The organism is Enterobacter sp. JUb54 (assembly GCF_014298075.1).
Taxonomy (GTDB): domain Bacteria; phylum Pseudomonadota; class Gammaproteobacteria; order Enterobacterales; family Enterobacteriaceae; genus Klebsiella; species Klebsiella lignicola.
Map to the genome: position 1 here is coordinate 5,148,015 of NZ_CP060418.1, position 17,480 is coordinate 5,165,494.

The following is a 17,480-nucleotide window of genomic DNA, read 5'->3' on the forward strand; positions in this document are numbered from 1 at the left end:
AATGAGCGTATTAATTGCATTGTTGCAGGCGCTGGTGCTGTTCGCCGCCGCGCCGCTGTTGTCCGGGATAACCCGCGTCGCCCGTGCTCGTCTGCATAACCGCCGCGGTCCGGGCGTGCTGCAGGAGTACCGGGATATCTTGAAGCTGCTGGGGCGCCAGAGCGTTGGCCCGGACGCTTCCGGTTGGGTGTTCCGCCTGACGCCGTACGTGATGGTCGGGGTGATGCTGACCATCGCCACCGCGCTGCCGGTGATCACCGTGGCCTCCCCGATGCCGGGGCTGGGCGACCTGATCACCCTGATCTACCTGTTCGCCATCGCTCGCTTCTTCTTCGCCATTTCTGGCCTAGATACCGGAAGCCCGTTTACGGCGCTTGGCAGCCGCCGCGAAGCGATGCTCGGCGTGCTGGTTGAGCCGATTCTGCTGCTCGGCCTGTGGGTCGCGGCGCAGGTCGCGGGTTCCACCCATATCAGCAACATCGCCGATACCCTTTATCACTGGCCTGCCGCGCGTAGCATTCCGTTGATTCTGGCGCTGTGCGCCTGCGCCTTCGCCACCTTTATCGAAATGGGCAAACTGCCGTTCGACCTGGCGGAAGCGGAGCAGGAGCTGCAGGAAGGGCCACTCACCGAATACAGCGGCAGCGGCTTTGCGGTCCTGAAGTGGGGGATCAGCCTCAAACAGCTGGTGGTGTTACAGATGTTTGTCGGCGTGTTTATCCCGTGGGGACAGATGACCTACTTCAGCGTCGGCGGACTGCTGCTGGCGCTGGTGCTGGCCGTCGTCAAGCTGGTGGCCGGCGTGCTGGTGATCGCCCTGTTCGAAAACAGCATGGCGCGTCTGCGTTTCTGTGCCACCTCCCGCGTCACCTGGGCCGGGTTTGGTTTCGCCTTTTTAGCCTTCGTCTCCTTGCTGGTGGCGTGATTTAAGAGAGTTTGAGCATGTCTGAAGAAAAAATCGGTCAACACTATCTCGCCGCTCTGCACCAGGCCTTCCCTGGCGTGGTGCTGGATGAAGCCTGGCAGACCAAAGACCAACTGACGGTTACGGTGAAGGTCAACTACCTGCCGGAAGTGGTCGAGTTCCTTTACTACCAGCAGGGCGGCTGGCTGTCGGTGCTGTTCGGCAACGACGAACGTAAGCTGAACGGCCACTACGCGGTGTACTACGTACTGTCGATGGAGCAGGGCACCAAATGCTGGATCACCGTGCGCGTGGAAGTCGATGCTGATAAGCCGGAATACCCGTCGGTGACGCCGCGCGTGCCTGCCGCGGTCTGGGGCGAGCGCGAAGTGCGCGATATGTACGGCCTGGTGCCGGTGGGACTGCCGGACGAACGTCGTCTGGTGCTGCCGGATGACTGGCCGGATGAACTCTATCCGCTGCGCAAAGACAGCATGGATTACCGTCAGCGCCCGGCGCCGACCACCGATGCGGAAACCTACGAGTTCATCAACGAACTGGGCAGCAAGAAAAACAACGTGGTGCCGATTGGCCCGCTGCACGTGACCTCCGATGAACCGGGCCACTTCCGCCTGTTTGTTGACGGCGAGAATATTATCGACGCCGATTACCGCCTGTTCTACGTCCACCGCGGCATGGAGAAACTGGCGGAAACCCGCATGGGTTACAACGAAGTGACCTTCCTCTCCGATCGCGTGTGCGGCATCTGCGGCTTTGCCCACAGCACTGCCTATACCACTTCCGTCGAGAATGCGATGGGCATCGTGGTGCCGGAGCGGGCGCAGATGATCCGCGCGATTCTGCTGGAAGTGGAGCGTCTGCACTCGCATCTGCTGAACCTCGGTCTGGCTTGCCACTTTACCGGCTTCGACTCCGGGTTTATGCAGTTCTTCCGGGTGCGCGAAACCTCAATGAAGATGGCTGAGATCCTTACCGGGGCGCGTAAAACCTACGGTCTGAATCTGATCGGCGGGATTCGTCGCGATCTGCTGAAAGATGACATGATCCAGACCCGTCAACTGGCGCAGCAGATGCGTCGTGACGTGCAGGATCTGGTGGATATGCTGCTCAGCACCCCGAACATGGAGCAACGTACCGTGGGTATCGGTCGTCTTGACCCGCAAATCGCCCGTGACTTCAGCAACGTTGGCCCGATGGTACGCGCCAGCGGCCACGCCCGTGACACCCGCGCCGACCACCCGTTTGTCGGCTATGGTCTGCTGCCGATGGAAGTCCACAGCGAGCAGGGCTGCGACGTGATTTCACGCCTGAAGGTGCGCATCAACGAGGTGTACACCGCGCTGAATATGATCGATTTCGGCCTCGACAACCTGCCGGGCGGCCCGCTGGCGGTTGAAGGATTCACCTATATTCCTCATCGCTTCGCGCTCGGCTTCTCGGAAGCGCCGCGCGGGGATGATATCCACTGGAGCATGACCGGCGACAACCAGAAACTGTATCGCTGGCGCTGCCGTGCTGCCACCTACGCTAACTGGCCGACCCTGCGCTACATGCTGCGCGGCAACACCGTCTCCGATGCGCCGCTGATTATCGGTAGCCTCGACCCTTGCTACTCCTGTACCGACCGCATGACCGTGGTCGACGTGCGCAAGAAGAAAAGCAAAGTGGTGCCGTACAAAGAGCTGGAGCGCTACAGCATCGAGCGTAAAAACTCGCCGCTGAAATAAGGAATCGCCATGTTTACCTTTATCAAGAAAGTCATTAAGACCGGGAATGCGACCCACTCCTATCCGCTGGAGCCGATGCCGGTAGATAAAAACTTCCGCGGCAAGCCGGAGCACAGCCCGCAGCAGTGCATCGGCTGCGCGGCCTGCGTCAATGCCTGCCCGTCCAACGCCCTGACGGTGGAAACCGATCTGGCGACGAACGAGCTGGCGTGGCAGTTCAATCTCGGGCGCTGCATCTTCTGCGGACGCTGCGAAGAGGTCTGCCCGACGACGGCGATTAAGCTTTCGCAGGAGTATGAGCTGGCGGTGTGGAAGAAAGAGGATTTCCTCCAGCAGTCGCGTTTCGACATCTGCCATTGCCGGGTGTGCGAACGGCCGTTTGCGGTGCAGAAGGAGATCGATTACGCCATTGCGCTGCTCAAGCACAACGGTGATTCCCGCGCCGAACTGCATCGCGAAAGCTTTGAGACCTGCCCGGAGTGCAAGCGCCAGAAATGCCTGGTGCCGTCCGACCGTATTGAACTGACTCGTCATATGAGAGAGGCCAGCTGATGAGCAACTTATTAGGCCCGCGCGATGATAACGGCATTCCGGTGCCGATGACGGTGGATGAATCCATTGCCAGCATGAAGGCATCGCTGCTGAAGAAAATTAAGCGTTCCGCCTACGTTTACCGCGTGGACTGCGGCGGCTGCAACGGCTGTGAAATCGAGATTTTCGCCACGCTTTCGCCGCTGTTTGATGCCGAACGCTTCGGGATCAAGGTGGTTCCGTCGCCGCGCCATGCCGATATTCTGCTGTTTACCGGCGCGGTCACGCGCGCTATGCGCTCGCCGGCGCTGCGGGCATGGCAGTCAGCACCGGACCCGAAAATCTGTATCTCCTACGGCGCCTGCGGCAATAGCGGCGGTATTTTCCACGACCTGTACTGCGTCTGGGGCGGCACCGACAAAATCGTGCCGGTGGATGTTTATATCCCAGGCTGCCCGCCGACGCCTGCCGCTACGCTGTACGGCTTTGCGATGGCGCTGGGTCTGCTGGAGCAGAAAATTCATGCGCGTCTGCCGGGTGAAGAAGACGACAAAGCGGCGGAGATCCTGCACCCGAACATGGTGCAGCCGCTGCGCGTTCGCATCGACCGCGAAGCGCGGCGCCTGGCGGGCTATCGCTACGGCCGCCAGATCGCCGACGACTATATGCGGCTGCTGGGGCAGGGCGATAACCAGGTGCTGCGGTGGCTGGAGGCGGAAAAAGATCCGCGTCTGACCGAGATTATTACCCATCTGAATCAGGTGGTTGAGGAGACGCGTATCCGATGAGCGAGACGGTGGTGTTCAGTCAGCTGAGCCGTAAATTTATTGATGAGAACGATGCCACGCCGGATCAGGCGCAGCAGGTGGTCTATTACAGCCTGGCGATTGGCCACCACCTCGGCGTTATCGACTGTCTGGAGACGGCGCTGAGCTGCCCGTGGGATGAGTATCTGGCATGGATTGGCACGCTCGAAGCAGGAAGTACCGCGCGGCGCAAAATGGAAGGGGTGCCGAAGTATGGCGAGATTGTCATCGACAGTAACCACGTGGTGATGCTCGCGAATGCTTTCGATAAAGCCCAGGCCGGGCAGACTGCACAGCAGCAGGCATGGAGCAAAACGATGCTCAGCATGCTGCATGATATTCACCAGGAAAGCGCCATCTACCTGATGGTGAGGAGACTCCGTGACTGACGTTTTACTCTGTGTCGGCAACAGCATGATGGGCGACGACGGCGCCGGTCCGCTGCTGGCGGAAATGTGTGCCGCCAACCCGCAGGGCGACTGGGTGGTGATTGATGGCGGCAGCGCGCCGGAAAATGACATCGTGGCGATCCGCGAACTGCATCCTACTCGGCTGTTGATTGTCGATGCCACCGATATGGGGCTGAACCCCGGCGAGATCCGCATTGTCGACCCTGACGATATCGCCGAGATGTTTATGATGACCACCCACAATATGCCGCTCAACTATCTGATCGACCAGCTGAAAGAGGACGTTGGCGAGGTGATCTTCTTAGGCATTCAGCCGGATATCGTCGGGTTTTACTACCCGATGACCCAGCCGATTAAAGAGGCGGTGGAAGTGGTGTATCACAAGCTGAACGGCTGGCAAGGACAGGGCGGCTTTGCCGCGCTGGAAGCGCCGGAAGATTAAGTTTTTACGCTAAGACCTGGCCTGAACAGGGGTCAGGAAGAGAATGCCGGAGAACGCTTCTCCGGCAACAAATGCAGAGTGTCTCTGGATGTGAGGATAACAGACGCGGTCACACACTCTCCTGCAAATCCCGCAATGTCACCATCAGTATCATCGGGTCTATCGGCGATGGCTCAAACCCTGACCGCAGATAAAACTCCCGCGCTTCATTCGATAGCGCGTGAACCAGCATTCCGCGAATACCGATAGTTTCCGCTACCTGAATAACCCTCAGTCCGGCATCCCTTATTAACGCTCGTCCTACGCCCTTTCCGTGCAGAGCGTTATCTACCGCCAGACGGCCCAGGACCACCACTGGGATCGGGTCGGGCATATTACGGCGAATGTGACCGGGTGCCGCATTTGTCGTCACCGCGCTGGAAGCCAGCGAGTAATACGCCATGACTTTTGCATCGCCGTCACAACAGACAAATGTGCGGGATGCACCACTCATCTGATTTTTCATTGCCCGCTGTTTCAGCCAGTTATCCATAGAATCCACGCCGCAGCAGAATACGCTAAGAATATGCCCGGCGTGAAGTGGCTCAGGGGCGGCGATCACTTTTCCTGCTCCCAGGGCGCCGGGGTTTGCATGGTTTTACGCAGCGCGGCATTAGACGCAGGGGGCTGATCGAGGCGAGTGAGAAACTCCTGATACGCCTCCGGGTCGGCCATAATGATGCGTTGTTCGAGCAGTGCTTCTTCAGCGGCGGCGCGGGCGGCTTCCAGTACAAAATCAGTCCGGTTTTTACCTTTGGCTTTCGCCGCCCGATCGATCAGATCGCGCTCGGCGGGCTTGATACGCAGATTTAACGTTTCGCGCTTAATGGACATGCTGTTTGCGGTCGGCATGATGTCATCCTCTGGTGTTGCTATGGATAGTAATTATACAGCATGCGTAACGCAAATGTCAGTACACAACAATGAAAGGACAGCGTACTGCAGGGGAGGGAGAGTATTTCCCCCTCACTTAGAGCCTGGCCCATTAGGCTATTTTATTTCTCAGAAAAACAAGGGATAACCTTGAGGTGACGGGGCAATCTTTACGCCAGGTCTTCGCCGTTGCTGGCAATGACCTTTTTGTACCACCAGAACGATTTCTTGCGCTTGCGCACGAGGGTACCGTTCCCGGCATCGTCGCGGTCAACGTAGATAAAACCGTAGCGCTTGCTCATCTCGCCGGTAGAGGCGGCCACCAGGTCAATACAACCCCAGCTGGTGTAGCCCATCACCGGAATGCCGTCTTCGATGGCATCGCCCATGGCTTTAATATGCTCGCGCAGATAGCTGATGCGGTAGTCGTCGTTGATCTCGCCGTTGGCGTCAATCTCATCCCGCGCGCCGAGGCCGTTCTCCACCAGGAACAGCGGCTTCTGGTAGCGGTCATACATCATGTTCATGGTGATACGCAGGCCGAGCGGGTCGATACCCCAGCCCCATTCGCTGGCCTGAATATGCGGGTTCTTCAGCGATTTCACGATATTGGCGGCGTTGGTATTGTTGGCGTTCATCTCTGCCGACGCACAACGCGAGGCATAATAGCTGAAGGAGACAAAATCGACGGTGTGCTTGAGGATCTCATCGTCACCCGGCTCTTTGGCAATAACCACCCCTTTTTCGCGGAACACCCGCGCCGCCCACACCGGGTAGGCACCGCGCGCCTGCACATCAATAAAGAACAGGTTTTCGCGATCCTTTTCCAGCGCCATCCACACGTCTTCCGGCTTACAGGAATAAGGATAAAAATTGCCGCCCGCCAGCATACAGCCGACCTGATTGTGCGGGTTTACCTCGTGGGCGATTTTGGTCACCAGGGCGCTGGCGATAAGCTCATGGTGCGCCGCCTGGTACTTCACCTGCTCCTGGTTTTCGCCCTCTTCGAACACCAGCCCGGCGCCGGAGTAGGGGCTGTGAAGCATGATGTTGATTTCGTTGAAGGTCAGCCAGTATTTTACTAACCCGTCAAAGGCTTCAAAACAGGTGCGGGCGTAGTGGCTGAAAAAGGTTACCATCTGACGGTTACGCCAGGAGCCATATTCGGTCACCAGATGCATCGGCACATCGAAATGGCACAGCGTCACCAGCGGCTCGATATTGTGCTTTTTGCACTCCTCGAACAGTGAACGGTAGAAGGCGATCCCTTCGGCGTTCGGTTCCTGCTCATCGCCTTTCGGGAACAGACGGCTCCAGGCAATCGAGGTGCGGAACACGCTGAATCCCATCTCCGCCATCAGGGCAATGTCGTCTTTATAACGATGATAAAAATCGATGGCCTCGTGGCTCGGATAAAACTCATCGTCGCGCAGCGTAAAACGCTTCTCGAGCCCCAGTTTTACCGGCAGGCGGTTTGCGCCATGAGGGATCGTATCGACCGTGGTCAGCCCTTTTCCGCCTTCCATATAGGCCCCTTCAGACTGGTTGGCGGCCAGTGCGCCGCCCCATAAAAATCCCTGTGGGAAAGTCGCCATGCGTTACCTCGTTATCAATATTGTGTTCAGGCGTGTGTTGCTTGAATGCTGGCCTGACGCTGTCTGGCGTCGGCGGCAGCCTCTTCAACCGGAATATCTTCGAAGCCGAGTACCAGAGTCAGGATAAACGACAGGACCACCGCCAGCGCCATCACCCCAAAGACCCACACGATGGTCATCGGATTGGCCGGGTCGAAGAACTGCACGCTGGTAAACAGGCCCGGTGCCGCCATCGAGTGGCTGGCAAGCCCGGCGATACCGGCCACCGCGCCGCAGATAAAGCCGCTGATCAGGCTGGCGATGAGCGGGCGTTTCAGCCGCACCGCGACACCGTACAGCGCCGGCTCGGAAATCCCGGCCAGAATCGCGGAGGCCGCTGCTGCCAGCGCCGTCTGACGCAGTTCCGGGTTTTTGGTTTTCCAGGCCACCGCCAGCGACGAGCCGCCTAGCGACAGGTTAGCACCGATTTCTGACGGCATAACCATGCCCTCTTTACCGGTTTCGGCAATGGTCTGAATAATGGTTGGGGTAAAGACCCGGTGCATCCCGGTCATTACCAGCAGCGGCCAGAGCGCCCCCATAATGGCCACCGACAGCCAGCCCAGATAGCTGTGCACGGTGTACACCAGCGCGGATATCGCGGTGCCGATCCAGATACCGATCGGGCCAATCAGCAGAATCGACAGCGGGGCGGCAATCAGCACGATCAGCATCGGTTTAAGGAAGTTTTTGGTGACCGCCGGGGTGATGCGATCGACCCAGCGTTCGATATAGGACAGACACCAGGTCATCACCAGCGCCGGGATCACGGTGTAGGTATATTTCACCGCCGTCACCGGGATAAAGGCGAATTCAACATGCTCGCCCTGGGCCGCTTTGGCCATCAGTTCGATAAAGCTCGGGTGCACCAGAACCCCGGCAATGGCGATGGCCAGCGACATATTGGTTTTGAATTTGACCGCGGCGGAGGCAGCCACCATCAGCGGCAGGAAGAAGAACGCGCCATCGCCGATCACCGTCAGGATCGTCAGAGTTGGCGCCCCTTTTGGCAGTACGCCGCTCATCTCAAGGATCATCGCCAGCAGTTTCACCATCGATCCGCCGATAATCGCCGGGATCAGTGGTGACATGGTGCCGATCAGCGCGTCGAGGATCCCGGCGCCGATGCGTCTGAACGTCAGCGGCGCTTTGCCCTGCGGTTCTGCGGGACGCATGTCGCCCGGCAGCAGGTTGACGACTTCGCGATACGCCTGAGAGACGGTATTGCCGATGATCACCTGACACTGGTTATCGCTCTGTACCACGCCGAGCACCCCTTTCAGGCTCTTCAACGCAGCGCTATCCACCCGCGCATTATCTTTGACGACAAAACGCAGGCGGGTCATGCAGTGGGTGACGGCGGCGATGTTTTCAATCCCGCCTGTTGCCGTCAGTATTTGCTGCGCCAGGGCTGCATAATTTTTCGACATCGGATTTTATCCTGTTTAATCAATAGGGTACTGGCTTGTTATCGCCCCATCAAAACGGGGGACGTGGTCGATACATAGGAAACCGGTTCCACAAAATCATGATGAGTTTCATTGATTCATACAAGATCTAAAAAAATCAGTTTTCCGTTTTGTGATTTTGATCGCCTTGTGAGGTGAAAAAGAGTCCATCGTGACGAGGGTCAACGCTGTAAAAAAGCGAGACGTGCAGTACACTGCGGGCATCTTTTGCAACAGGAAGAACAACATGGCAACGATGCTGGAGGTAGCGAAACGCGCGGGGGTGTCGAAAGCGACCGTGTCCCGGGTGTTATCGGGCAACGGCTATGTCAGTCAGGACACGAAAGATCGCGTATTCCAGGCGGTGGCGGAAAGCGGATACCGGCCCAATCTGCTGGCGCGCAATCTGGCCACCAAAAAGAGCCAGACGCTGGGGCTGGTGGTGACCAATACCCTCTATCACGGGGTCTATTTCAGCGAACTGCTGTTTCACGTCGCGCGAATGGCGGAAGACAAAGGGCGGCAGCTGATTCTGGCCGACGGCAAGCACAGTGCCGAAGAGGAGCGCGAGGCGATTCAGTATCTGCTCGACCTGCGCTGCGACGCGATCATTATCTATCCCCGCTTTCTCAGCGTCGATCAGATGGATGACATCGTTGAGAACCACACCCAGCCGATCATGGTGCTCAACCGCCGCCTGCGGCGTAACGCCAGCCATTGCGTCTGGTCCGATCAAAAAGCCTCGGCCCTGGCGGCGGTGGAAAAACTGATTGCCCGCGGCCACCGCGATATCGCGTTTATTACCGGTTCGCTGGATTCGCCGACCGGGATTGAGCGTCTTTCCGGCTACAAAGATGCGCTGGCGCAGCACGGTATTGCGCTGAATAACGATCTGATTGTCGAAGGGAAGTGGACCCCGGAAACCGGCGCCGCGGGCGTGGAAACCCTGCGCCAACGTGATGCCCGTTACAGCGCGCTGGTGGCGAGCAACGATGATATGGCGATTGGCGCCATGAAGCAGCTGCATCTGCAGGGTATCAAGGTGCCGGAAGAGGTGTCGGTGATCGGTTTCGATGACATCGTGCTGGCGCCGTATATGGTTCCGGCGCTCTCCAGCGTTAAAGTCCCGGTGACGGAAATGATCAAAGAGACCATTAACCGGCTGATCTTTATGCTCGACGGCGGCGATTTAAAATATCAGCAGACCTTCCCCGGCGAGCTGATTGAGCGCGACTCGATAGCCGCCGGCCCCGACGCCTGACGTCGACATCTGTCATCGTCAGATGTGACGATGACAGAATCTCCCTCCCGCAACCCTGTGGTTAATTCCCTTTATTATCATAATGATAAAAGTTGGAACGTATTATGCATACTCCGCCGCGTAACCTTCTTACTGCTGGAGAAATGGATGAACCGTTTCATTATTGCCGACGCGAGCAAATGCATTGGCTGCCGCACCTGTGAAGTGGCCTGTGTGGTCTCTCATCAGGAAAATCAGGACTGCGCGGCGCTGACGCCCAAATCCTTCTTACCGCGTATCCACGTGATCAAAGGCGTTAACGTCTCCACTGCGACCGCCTGCCGCCAATGTGAAGACGCACCCTGCGCGAACGTGTGTCCAAACGGCGCGATCAGCCGGGATAAAGGGTTTATTCACGTGATGCAGGAGCGCTGTATCGGTTGTAAAACCTGCGTCGTGGCTTGCCCGTATGGCGCGATGGAAGTCGTGGTGCGCCCGGTTATCCGTCATAGCGGCGCCGGACTGAACGTCATGGCGGAAAAAGCCGAAGCCAACAAATGCGATCTCTGCCATCACCGTGAAGCCGGCCCGGCCTGTATGGACGCCTGCCCGACCCACGCGCTGATCTGCGTCGACCGCAATAAGCTTGAGCAGATGAATATCGAAAAACGTCGCCGCACGGCGCTGGCCTGGTAAGGCGTCAGCATCATGAACGGGGTGCAAATTCGCATTCGCGGTAAAGTCCAGGGGGTGGGATTCCGCCCCTTCGTCTGGCAGCAGGCCCGGCAGCTCGGGCTGCGTGGCGATGTCTGCAATGACGGCGACGGGGTGCTGGTGCGCATCGTCGGCGATGAGACGGCGTTTGTTGCCGCGCTGGTTCAGCAGTGTCCGCCGCTGGCGCGCATTGATAGCGTGCAGAGTGCGCCATTCCACTGGCAGACGCTGCCTGAGGATTTCGCGATCCGCCACAGCGAGGGTGGGAGTATGCGAACCCAGATTGTCCCGGATGCTGCCACCTGTCCGGCCTGCCTTGCGGAGATGAATAACCCGCAAGAGCGCCGCTATCGCTACCCGTTTATTAACTGCACCCACTGCGGTCCACGCTTCACTATTATTCGCGCGATGCCCTATGACCGGCCGTCAACCTCGATGGCGCCGTTTCCGCTCTGTCCCGCCTGCGAGGCGGAATATCGCAACCCTGCCGACCGTCGTTTTCATGCCCAGCCGGTCGCCTGTGCCGACTGCGGCCCGCAGCTGGAATGGCGTGCCGAGGGCGAGGTGTTGTACGGTGAGGCGGCACTCCAGATGGCGATTCAGCGCCTGAAGCGCGGCCAGATTGTGGCCATGAAAGGACTCGGCGGCTTTCACCTGGTCTGTGACGCCGGTAATTCCCAGGCGGTGACCGCCTTACGTCTTCGTAAACATCGCCCGGCGAAGCCGTTGGCGGTGATGCTGCCAGTGACCGAAGGGCTCCCGTCGGCGGCGTTGGCTTTACTGACCACGCCCGCGGCCCCCATCGTACTGACAGATAAATCACAGGTGGTTGGCCTGTGTGATGAGATTGCGCCAGCGCTGAAAGAAGTGGGGGTGATGCTGCCGTCTAATCCGCTGCAGCATCTGGTTTTACAGGCACTGGCGCACCCTGTTGTGATGACTTCCGGCAACCTCAGCGGGCGGCCACCGGCGTTAAACAACGCCGACGCGCTGCGCGACCTGGCGGGGATTGCCGACGGTTTTCTGCTGCACAACCGTGACATTGTCCAGCGTATGGACGACTCGGTGATACGCCAAAGCGGCGAAATGTTGCGCCGCTCGCGCGGCTACGTACCGGATGCGATGCCGCTGCCGCCGGGGTTTCATGACGTGCCGCCGCTGCTGTGTCTCGGCGGCGACATGAAAAATACCTTTTGCCTGGCGCGTGGCGATCGGGCGGTGCTGAGCCAGCACTTTGGCGATCTCGGCGATGAAGGAGTTGAAGCGCAGTGGCGTGAGGCGCTGCACCTGATGCAGGATATTTATGCTTTTACGCCGCAGCGGGTGGTGGCCGACGCCCATCCCGGCTATCGCGCCTCGCAGTGGGCAGCATCGCTGACCCTGCCGGTCGACAACGTCCTCCATCATCATGCCCATGCTGCCGCCTGCCTGGCGGAACACGGCTGGCCGTTGGACGGCGGCGATGTTATCGCCCTGGTGCTCGACGGTATCGGCATGGGGGAAAACGGTGCGCTGTGGGGCGGGGAGTGCTTACGGGTTAACTACCGCGAGTGTGAACGTCTTGGCGGATTGCCGGCGGTGGCGCTGCCAGGGGGCGATCTGGCGGCCCGTCAGCCATGGCGCAATTTGCTGGCGCAGTGCCTGGCGTTTTTGCCGCAGTGGCAGAACTATGCTGAAACCGCCGCGCTGCATCAGCACAACTGGCCGCTGCTGGCGCAGGCCATCGCGCGGGGAATCAATGCGCCGCTGGCGTCCTCCTGTGGTCGACTGTTTGACGCGGTGGCCTGCGCCCTGGCGTGCGCCCCGGACAGCCTGAGCTATGAAGGTGAGGCGGCCTGTCAGTTGGAAGCGCTGGCGACGACCTGCGAAGGCGTTGCCCACCCGGTCAGTATTCCCTGGCGCGACGGCACGCTGGATCTGGCCGTGTTCTGGAAGCAATGGCTGGAGTGGCAGGCTACGCGGGAACAGAAAGCCTGGGCATTTCATGATGCGCTGGCCTGCGGGCTGGCGGCGATGCTCCGGGATTGCGCCACGTCGCGCGGCGTGACGACCCTGGCCTTTAGCGGCGGGGTGCTACACAACCGCTTACTGGTCTCCCGATTGACGTTTTATCTGGCGGATTTTACTCTGCTGTTTCCGCAACAGTTACCTGCCGGAGATGGGGCGATCGCCTATGGTCAGGCGGTCGTTGCCGCCGCGCGCTGGCAGGCTCACAGGACATCACCATGATAGTGACGATTTTACGCCAGCAGCCGCGAGCCGCGGTGCTGGTTGGGGGGCTGATTCTGGCGAATGTATTGGCCTGGATCTGGGCCTGGCAGGCGTTTGGCGAGAGCGGCGCGCTGATGGCGGCCAGCCTGCTGGCGTGGGGATATGGCCTGCGTCATGCGGTGGATGCCGATCATATCGCGGCCATTGATAGCGTCACTCGCAAAATGATGCAGCAGGGACGGCGGCCTTTCGGCGTCGGGGCGTGGTTTTCATTAGGCCATTCGTCGATTGTGGTGCTGGCCTCGGCGGCCATTGCCGCGACGGCCACCGCGTTCGGGCAACAGATGAGCTGGTTTCATGATACCGGCAGCGTAATCGGCACCGCGGTGTCGGCGCTGTTTTTATTGCTGATGGCGTTTGTGAACCTGGTGATTTTACGTAGCGTCTGGCGCAGTTTTCAGGCGTGGAAGAAGGGCGGTAGCGTCAGCGATGAGGTGGTGACCGGCGGCGGCATGATGAGCTGGCTGTTTGGCAAGACCTTCCGTCTGATTAGCCGCAGCTGGCAGATGTATCTGGTAGGTTTCCTGTTCGGACTGGGGTTTGATACCGCCACCGAAATCGGCGTGCTGGGCATTTCTGCCGCCAGCGCTTCGAGCGGGATGTCCATCTGGTCCATCATGGTCTTCCCGGCGCTGTTTGCCAGCGGAATGGCGCTGGTGGATACCATCGACAACGTGTTGATGGTGGGCGCGTACGGTTGGGCATTCAGCAAGCCGCAGCGCAAGCTCTATTACAATATGACTATTACCGGGACCTCGGTGGTGGTGGCGCTGTTTATCGGCGGGCTGGAGGCTCTGGGGCTGCTGATGGATAAGTTTTCGCTCAGCGGCGGTCTGTGGCGCTGGGTTGGCGCGCTGAACGATAATCTCGGCGATGCCGGGTTTGTGGTGGTCGGGCTGTTCGTCGCCTGCTGGGTGCTGTCGGTGCTCAACTACCGCTGGCGCGGGTACGATAATCTGGCGCGGTGATGCTTTCCCGGAGGCGGCGCTGCGCCCCTGTCCGGGCTACGGGCTGGGCGGGTACGATAACCTGGCGCGGTGATGTTTTCCCCGGAGGCGGTGCTACGCCCCTGTCCGGGCTACGGGCTGGGCGGGTACGATGACCTGGCGCGGTGATGTTTTCCCCGGAGGCGGCGCTGCGCCCCTGTCCGGGCTACGGGCTGGGCGGGTACGATGACCTGGCGCGGTGATGTCTTTCCCGGAGGCGGTGCTGTGCCCCTGTCCGGGCTACGGGCTGGGCGGGTACGATGACCTGGCGCGGTGATGTTTTCCCCGGAGGCGGGGCTGCGCCCCTGTCCGGGCTACGGGCTGGGCGGGTACGATGACCTGGCGCGGTGATGTTTTCCCCGGAGGCGGCGCTGCGCCCCTGTCCGGGCTACGGGCTGGGCGGGTACGATAACCTGGCGCGGGTACGATAATCTGGCGCGGTGATGTTTTCCCCGGAGGCGGCGCTGCGCACCTGTCCGGGCTACGGGCTGGGCAGGTACGATGACCTGGCGCGGTGATGTCTTTCCCGGAGGCGGCGCTGCGCACCTGTCCGGGCTACGGGCTGGGCGGGTACGATAACCTGGCGCGGTGATGTTTTCCCCGGAGGCGGTGCTACGCACCTGTCCGGGCTACCTGATGGCGTATGTCCTGTAGCCCGGACAGGCGCAGCGCGCCGCCTCCGGGAATAAGGTTAACTGACCAGCTGCTTGAGCAGGGCAAAGGCGTCTTTCATGCGGTCCTCGCTGACCACAAACGCGCGTAGCTGGTTGTCGGCGTCAATGCCTTTCGCGACCAGACCGTCTTTGGCGGCAACAATATTCCATGTTAAATCGTCACGCTGGGTTTCGCCTGCCAGGTGCAGCGGTAAATCCGGCGTTTTGACCTTCACCAGCATCGGCGGCAACCTCAGCTCTCCCGACTGTCCCAGCAGGTTTTTACTCAGGCACATGGCGCTGAGCATAATCGGCTGCAGAAATGGCAGCACTTTGCCGTCGATCTCCGCGCAATCGCCGAGGGCATAAATCGCCGGATGGCTGGTTTGCAGCTGGCGATTCACCACTACCCCGCGCTGGATCTCCACCCCTGCATGACGCGCCAGCGCCGTTTCCGGACGCAGGCCGACGGCGGCCACTACCGCATCGACGACCGTTGAACGTTCACCCGCGAGGGCCACGTGAATACCATCGGCCTGCTGTTCGAGGCCCGCAAGCCCGGTTTGCAACAGCAGATGAATGCCCATCCCGATCATCCGGTGCTGCAGGCGGCTGCTGACCTCCGGCGGCATCAGCGCCGACAGCACGCTGGCGGCGTGGTCAACGACCGTCACTGCTTTGCCGGCGCGGCAGAAATCCATCGCCAGCTCGCAGCCAATCAGCCCGCCGCCGACGATCAGCACCCGCCGGGCATCGCGCAGCTGGCTGTGCGCCGCGCCATATTCCCGTTGGCTGTTCAGGGTCAGCATCAACTCGCGCCCCGGCACCGGCGGGACAAACGGCGCGGCACCGGTCGCCAGCACCAGCTTGTCATAGCGCCACTCGCGGTCCTGGCTCTTCACCAACTGGTTTTCGGCGTCGATATCGCTGACCCAGGTATGCGGAAACAGGCGCAGATTGTACTGCTCGGCAAACTCACCGGCCGTTTGCAGGGTCAGGTCGTCGGCGCTTTGACCACGGCTGACCACATGGCTGAGGTCCGGTTTGTTGTACTCATCCATGCTGTCGGCTGCGATCAGGGTCAGCGGAACCTGCGGATCCTGCTTACGGATGTTTTTCACCAGCTGACGGGCCGCGAAGCCCGAGCCGATGATGACGATACCTTCGCTCATTTGGCCTCCGTTGCCAGCACGTCAAAGACCTCTTTACCCAGGGAGCATTCCGGGCACAGGAAGTCGTCCGGAACCTCGCTCCACGGCGTACCTGGCTGCACCTGCTGGTTCGGTTCGCCTTTTGCCGGATCGTAAATCCACTGGCAGACGCTGCACTGCATGGTGGGGCCCATGTCTACTGCCGCGGCGCAGGCGTTCTGCTCCGGTGCGGCGGGTGCGGCGGCAACCGGCAGCGGGGAGAGGGCCCACTGGCGGGCAATCTGCCGGCCATGCTCGCGACACAACGCCAGCGCGTCGAGGTCCGGGCGCCATTTGACCTTCAGGCTCAGGGACATTTCAAAACCAGCATCCTGTAAGCGGGTAGACAGTCTGTCCACCGCGCCGCCGCTCCAGCCGTGCGAGCCAAAAGCGCTGGCACGTTTGTTACGAAAACGCAGGCCGGTCATCTCTTCCACCAGGCCGGCGATTTTCGGCATCATCACGTTATTCATGGTGGAGGTACCCACCAGCACCCCTTTTGAACGGAACACGTTGGTGAGGATATCGTTCTTATCGCTGCGGGCGACGTTGAAGATTTTTACCGCCACGTTAGGGTCAACTTCGGTGATGCCCTGAGCGATAGCATCCGCCATCATGCGGGTATTGTTGGACATGGTGTCGTAGAACAGGGTGATGCGATCTTCCTGATAATCCGCCGCCCATTTCAGGTACAGCTCGACGATCTGGGTCGGGTTATCGCGCCAGACCACGCCGTGCGAGGTGGCGATCATATCGACGGGCAGGTTGAAGCCGAGGATCTCGGTAATTTTGGGCGTCACCAGGCGGCTGAACGGGGTCAGGATGTTGGCGTAGTAGCGCTGGCACTGTTCGAACAGTTCGTTCTGGTCCACTTCATCATTAAACAGGTGCTCGTCGCAGTAGTGCTGGCCGAAGGCGTCGTTGCTGAACAGCACCGCGTCGCCGGTCATGTAGGTCATCATGCTGTCCGGCCAGTGCAGCATCGGGGTTTCCACGAAAATCAGCTGCTTGCCGTTGCCGATATCCAGCGCGTCGCCGGTTTTCACCACGTTGAAATTCCATTCCGGGTGATGGTGATGGCCGGTAATGGAATCGATAGCGTTGGCGGTGCAGTAAATCGGCGTGTCCGGAATGCTGTTCATCAGCTCGGTCAACGCGCCGGCATGGTCTTCTTCCGCATGGTTAATGACGATGTAGTCGATATCCGCGAGATCGATTTCGCTGCGCAGGTTCTGCACGAACTCGCGGCTGAATTTATGATCCACGGTATCAATCAGCACATTTTTTTCTTCGCGGATCAGGTAGCTGTTGTAGCTGCTGCCGCGCAACGTTTTGTATTCGGTACCGTGGAAATCACGCACTTCCCAGTCACGCTGGCCGACCCAATGAATGTTATTTTTCACCACAATAGACATAGCAACCTCAATTTATACAGCATGTTCAGATACGATGAGTTACCTATATCAAGTTGCGTGCCAGTTTTTTAATATATTGATTTTGTTGTGTTTTATGTTTTTTTATCAAACCGGTTGATGTCAAAATGACAGCGGTTAAAATAGTCGTTATGACCATGACTGGTGTCAAAATGACA

At 59.5% G+C, this 17,480-nt stretch carries 16 protein-coding genes; 10 read left to right on the plus strand and 6 right to left on the minus strand.

The annotated features are described in order from the left end of the window. Position 1 precedes the first annotated feature (1 nt). From HF679_RS23935 to hycI, 6 genes are read left to right on the plus strand one after another with little or no spacing between them, the layout of a single operon-like run. A complete protein-coding gene (locus HF679_RS23935) occupies positions 2 to 925 on the plus strand; it encodes a respiratory chain complex I subunit 1 family protein (protein WP_187042439.1) in 924 nt (307 codons plus the stop codon). A gap of 17 nt (positions 926 to 942) precedes the next feature. Beyond that, on the plus strand, positions 943 to 2,652 hold the full coding sequence (gene hycE, locus HF679_RS23940; protein ID WP_123756776.1) for a formate hydrogenlyase subunit HycE: 1,710 nt from the start codon (positions 943 to 945) through the stop codon (positions 2,650 to 2,652). Positions 2,653 to 2,661: 9 nt separating this feature from the next. Next, positions 2,662 to 3,204 carry a formate hydrogenlyase complex iron-sulfur subunit gene (locus HF679_RS23945; protein ID WP_123756777.1) on the plus strand — a complete coding sequence of 181 codons (543 nt, stop codon included), beginning with the start codon at positions 2,662 to 2,664 and terminating at the stop codon, positions 3,202 to 3,204. Continuing rightward, positions 3,204 to 3,971: an NADH-quinone oxidoreductase subunit B family protein gene (locus HF679_RS23950; RefSeq protein ID WP_154143966.1), complete on the plus strand. Its 768-nt coding sequence runs from the start codon at positions 3,204 to 3,206 to the stop codon at positions 3,969 to 3,971. Before HF679_RS23945 ends, HF679_RS23950 begins: the two co-directional genes overlap by 1 nt. Next, positions 3,968 to 4,378 carry a formate hydrogenlyase maturation HycH family protein gene (locus HF679_RS23955; protein ID WP_123756779.1) on the plus strand — a complete coding sequence of 137 codons (411 nt, stop codon included), beginning with the start codon at positions 3,968 to 3,970 and terminating at the stop codon, positions 4,376 to 4,378. The genes HF679_RS23950 and HF679_RS23955 overlap by 4 nt, the downstream gene beginning before the upstream one ends. Next, on the plus strand, positions 4,371 to 4,841 hold the full coding sequence (hycI, locus tag HF679_RS23960; RefSeq protein ID WP_123756780.1) for a hydrogenase maturation peptidase HycI: 471 nt from the start codon (positions 4,371 to 4,373) through the stop codon (positions 4,839 to 4,841). Before HF679_RS23955 ends, hycI begins: the two co-directional genes overlap by 8 nt. 109 nt (positions 4,842 to 4,950) lie before the next feature. On the opposite strand, the gene HF679_RS23965 is transcribed toward hycI, so the two are convergent. From HF679_RS23965 to ascF, 4 genes are all read right to left on the minus strand, one after another. Next, positions 4,951 to 5,442, minus strand: a complete 492-nt coding sequence (locus tag HF679_RS23965) for a GNAT family N-acetyltransferase (RefSeq protein WP_187042440.1) — start codon at positions 5,440 to 5,442, stop codon at positions 4,951 to 4,953. Continuing rightward, positions 5,439 to 5,732: a DUF1778 domain-containing protein gene (locus tag HF679_RS23970; protein WP_123756782.1), complete on the minus strand. Its 294-nt coding sequence runs from the start codon at positions 5,730 to 5,732 to the stop codon at positions 5,439 to 5,441. Before HF679_RS23970 ends, HF679_RS23965 begins: the two co-directional genes overlap by 4 nt. Positions 5,733 to 5,923: 191 nt before the next feature. Next, positions 5,924 to 7,348, minus strand: coding sequence for a 6-phospho-beta-glucosidase (locus HF679_RS23975; RefSeq protein WP_154143964.1), 1,425 nt, complete (start codon positions 7,346 to 7,348; stop codon positions 5,924 to 5,926). A gap of 26 nt (positions 7,349 to 7,374) precedes the next feature. Next, a complete protein-coding gene (gene ascF, locus HF679_RS23980) occupies positions 7,375 to 8,817 on the minus strand; it encodes a PTS cellobiose/arbutin/salicin transporter subunit IIBC (RefSeq protein WP_123756784.1) in 1,443 nt (480 codons plus the stop codon). Between the two features lie 265 nt (positions 8,818 to 9,082). On the opposite strand from ascF, the gene HF679_RS23985 reads away from it, so the two are divergent. The 4 genes from HF679_RS23985 (at position 9,083) to HF679_RS24000 (ending at position 14,028) form a co-directional block, all read left to right on the plus strand. Beyond that, positions 9,083 to 10,096 carry a LacI family DNA-binding transcriptional regulator gene (locus HF679_RS23985; RefSeq protein ID WP_123756785.1) on the plus strand — a complete coding sequence of 338 codons (1,014 nt, stop codon included), beginning with the start codon at positions 9,083 to 9,085 and terminating at the stop codon, positions 10,094 to 10,096. Positions 10,097 to 10,243: 147 nt separating this feature from the next. Next, the gene (gene hydN / locus HF679_RS23990) at positions 10,244 to 10,771 is read left to right on the plus strand and encodes an electron transport protein HydN (RefSeq protein WP_123756786.1); all 528 of its coding nucleotides are present in this window, start codon (positions 10,244 to 10,246) and stop codon (positions 10,769 to 10,771) included. Positions 10,772 to 10,783: 12 nt separating this feature from the next. Further along, the gene (gene hypF / locus HF679_RS23995; RefSeq protein WP_154143963.1) at positions 10,784 to 13,018 is read left to right on the plus strand and encodes a carbamoyltransferase HypF; all 2,235 of its coding nucleotides are present in this window, start codon (positions 10,784 to 10,786) and stop codon (positions 13,016 to 13,018) included. Next, on the plus strand, positions 13,015 to 14,028 hold the full coding sequence (locus HF679_RS24000) for a HoxN/HupN/NixA family nickel/cobalt transporter (protein ID WP_123756788.1): 1,014 nt from the start codon (positions 13,015 to 13,017) through the stop codon (positions 14,026 to 14,028). The genes hypF and HF679_RS24000 overlap by 4 nt, the downstream gene beginning before the upstream one ends. 709 nt (positions 14,029 to 14,737) lie before the next feature. On the opposite strand, the gene norW is transcribed toward HF679_RS24000, so the two are convergent. Together norW and norV are read right to left on the minus strand one after the other, a co-directional pair. Continuing rightward, complete coding sequence (gene norW / locus HF679_RS24005) at positions 14,738 to 15,871, minus strand: NADH:flavorubredoxin reductase NorW (protein ID WP_187042441.1); 1,134 nt, start codon at positions 15,869 to 15,871, stop codon at positions 14,738 to 14,740. After that, entirely contained in the window at positions 15,868 to 17,304 is a 1,437-nt protein-coding gene (gene norV / locus HF679_RS24010; protein ID WP_123756790.1) for an anaerobic nitric oxide reductase flavorubredoxin, read from the minus strand. Before norV ends, norW begins: the two co-directional genes overlap by 4 nt. Positions 17,305 to 17,480 lie beyond the last annotated feature (176 nt).

Excerpts from the sequence above, each read along its gene's own strand:
- HF679_RS23935 (WP_187042439.1), top strand. The coding sequence starts at position 2 with ATGAGCGTATTAATTGCATTGTTGCAGGCGCTGGTGCTGTTCGCCGCC.
- hycE (WP_123756776.1), top strand. The coding sequence starts at position 943 with ATGTCTGAAGAAAAAATCGGTCAACACTATCTCGCCGCTCTGCACCAG.
- HF679_RS23945 (WP_123756777.1), top strand. The coding sequence starts at position 2,662 with ATGTTTACCTTTATCAAGAAAGTCATTAAGACCGGGAATGCGACCCAC.
- HF679_RS23950 (WP_154143966.1), top strand. The coding sequence starts at position 3,204 with ATGAGCAACTTATTAGGCCCGCGCGATGATAACGGCATTCCGGTGCCG.
- HF679_RS23955 (WP_123756779.1), top strand. The coding sequence starts at position 3,968 with ATGAGCGAGACGGTGGTGTTCAGTCAGCTGAGCCGTAAATTTATTGAT.
- HF679_RS23970 (WP_123756782.1), bottom strand. The coding sequence starts at position 5,732 with ATGCCGACCGCAAACAGCATGTCCATTAAGCGCGAAACGTTAAATCTG.
- HF679_RS23975 (WP_154143964.1), bottom strand. The coding sequence starts at position 7,348 with ATGGCGACTTTCCCACAGGGATTTTTATGGGGCGGCGCACTGGCCGCC.
- ascF (WP_123756784.1), bottom strand. The coding sequence starts at position 8,817 with ATGTCGAAAAATTATGCAGCCCTGGCGCAGCAAATACTGACGGCAACA.
- HF679_RS23985 (WP_123756785.1), top strand. The coding sequence starts at position 9,083 with ATGGCAACGATGCTGGAGGTAGCGAAACGCGCGGGGGTGTCGAAAGCG.
- hydN (WP_123756786.1), top strand. The coding sequence starts at position 10,244 with ATGAACCGTTTCATTATTGCCGACGCGAGCAAATGCATTGGCTGCCGC.
- hypF (WP_154143963.1), top strand. The coding sequence starts at position 10,784 with ATGAACGGGGTGCAAATTCGCATTCGCGGTAAAGTCCAGGGGGTGGGA.
- HF679_RS24000 (WP_123756788.1), top strand. The coding sequence starts at position 13,015 with ATGATAGTGACGATTTTACGCCAGCAGCCGCGAGCCGCGGTGCTGGTT.
- norW (WP_187042441.1), bottom strand. The coding sequence starts at position 15,871 with ATGAGCGAAGGTATCGTCATCATCGGCTCGGGCTTCGCGGCCCGTCAG.
- norV (WP_123756790.1), bottom strand. The coding sequence starts at position 17,304 with ATGTCTATTGTGGTGAAAAATAACATTCATTGGGTCGGCCAGCGTGAC.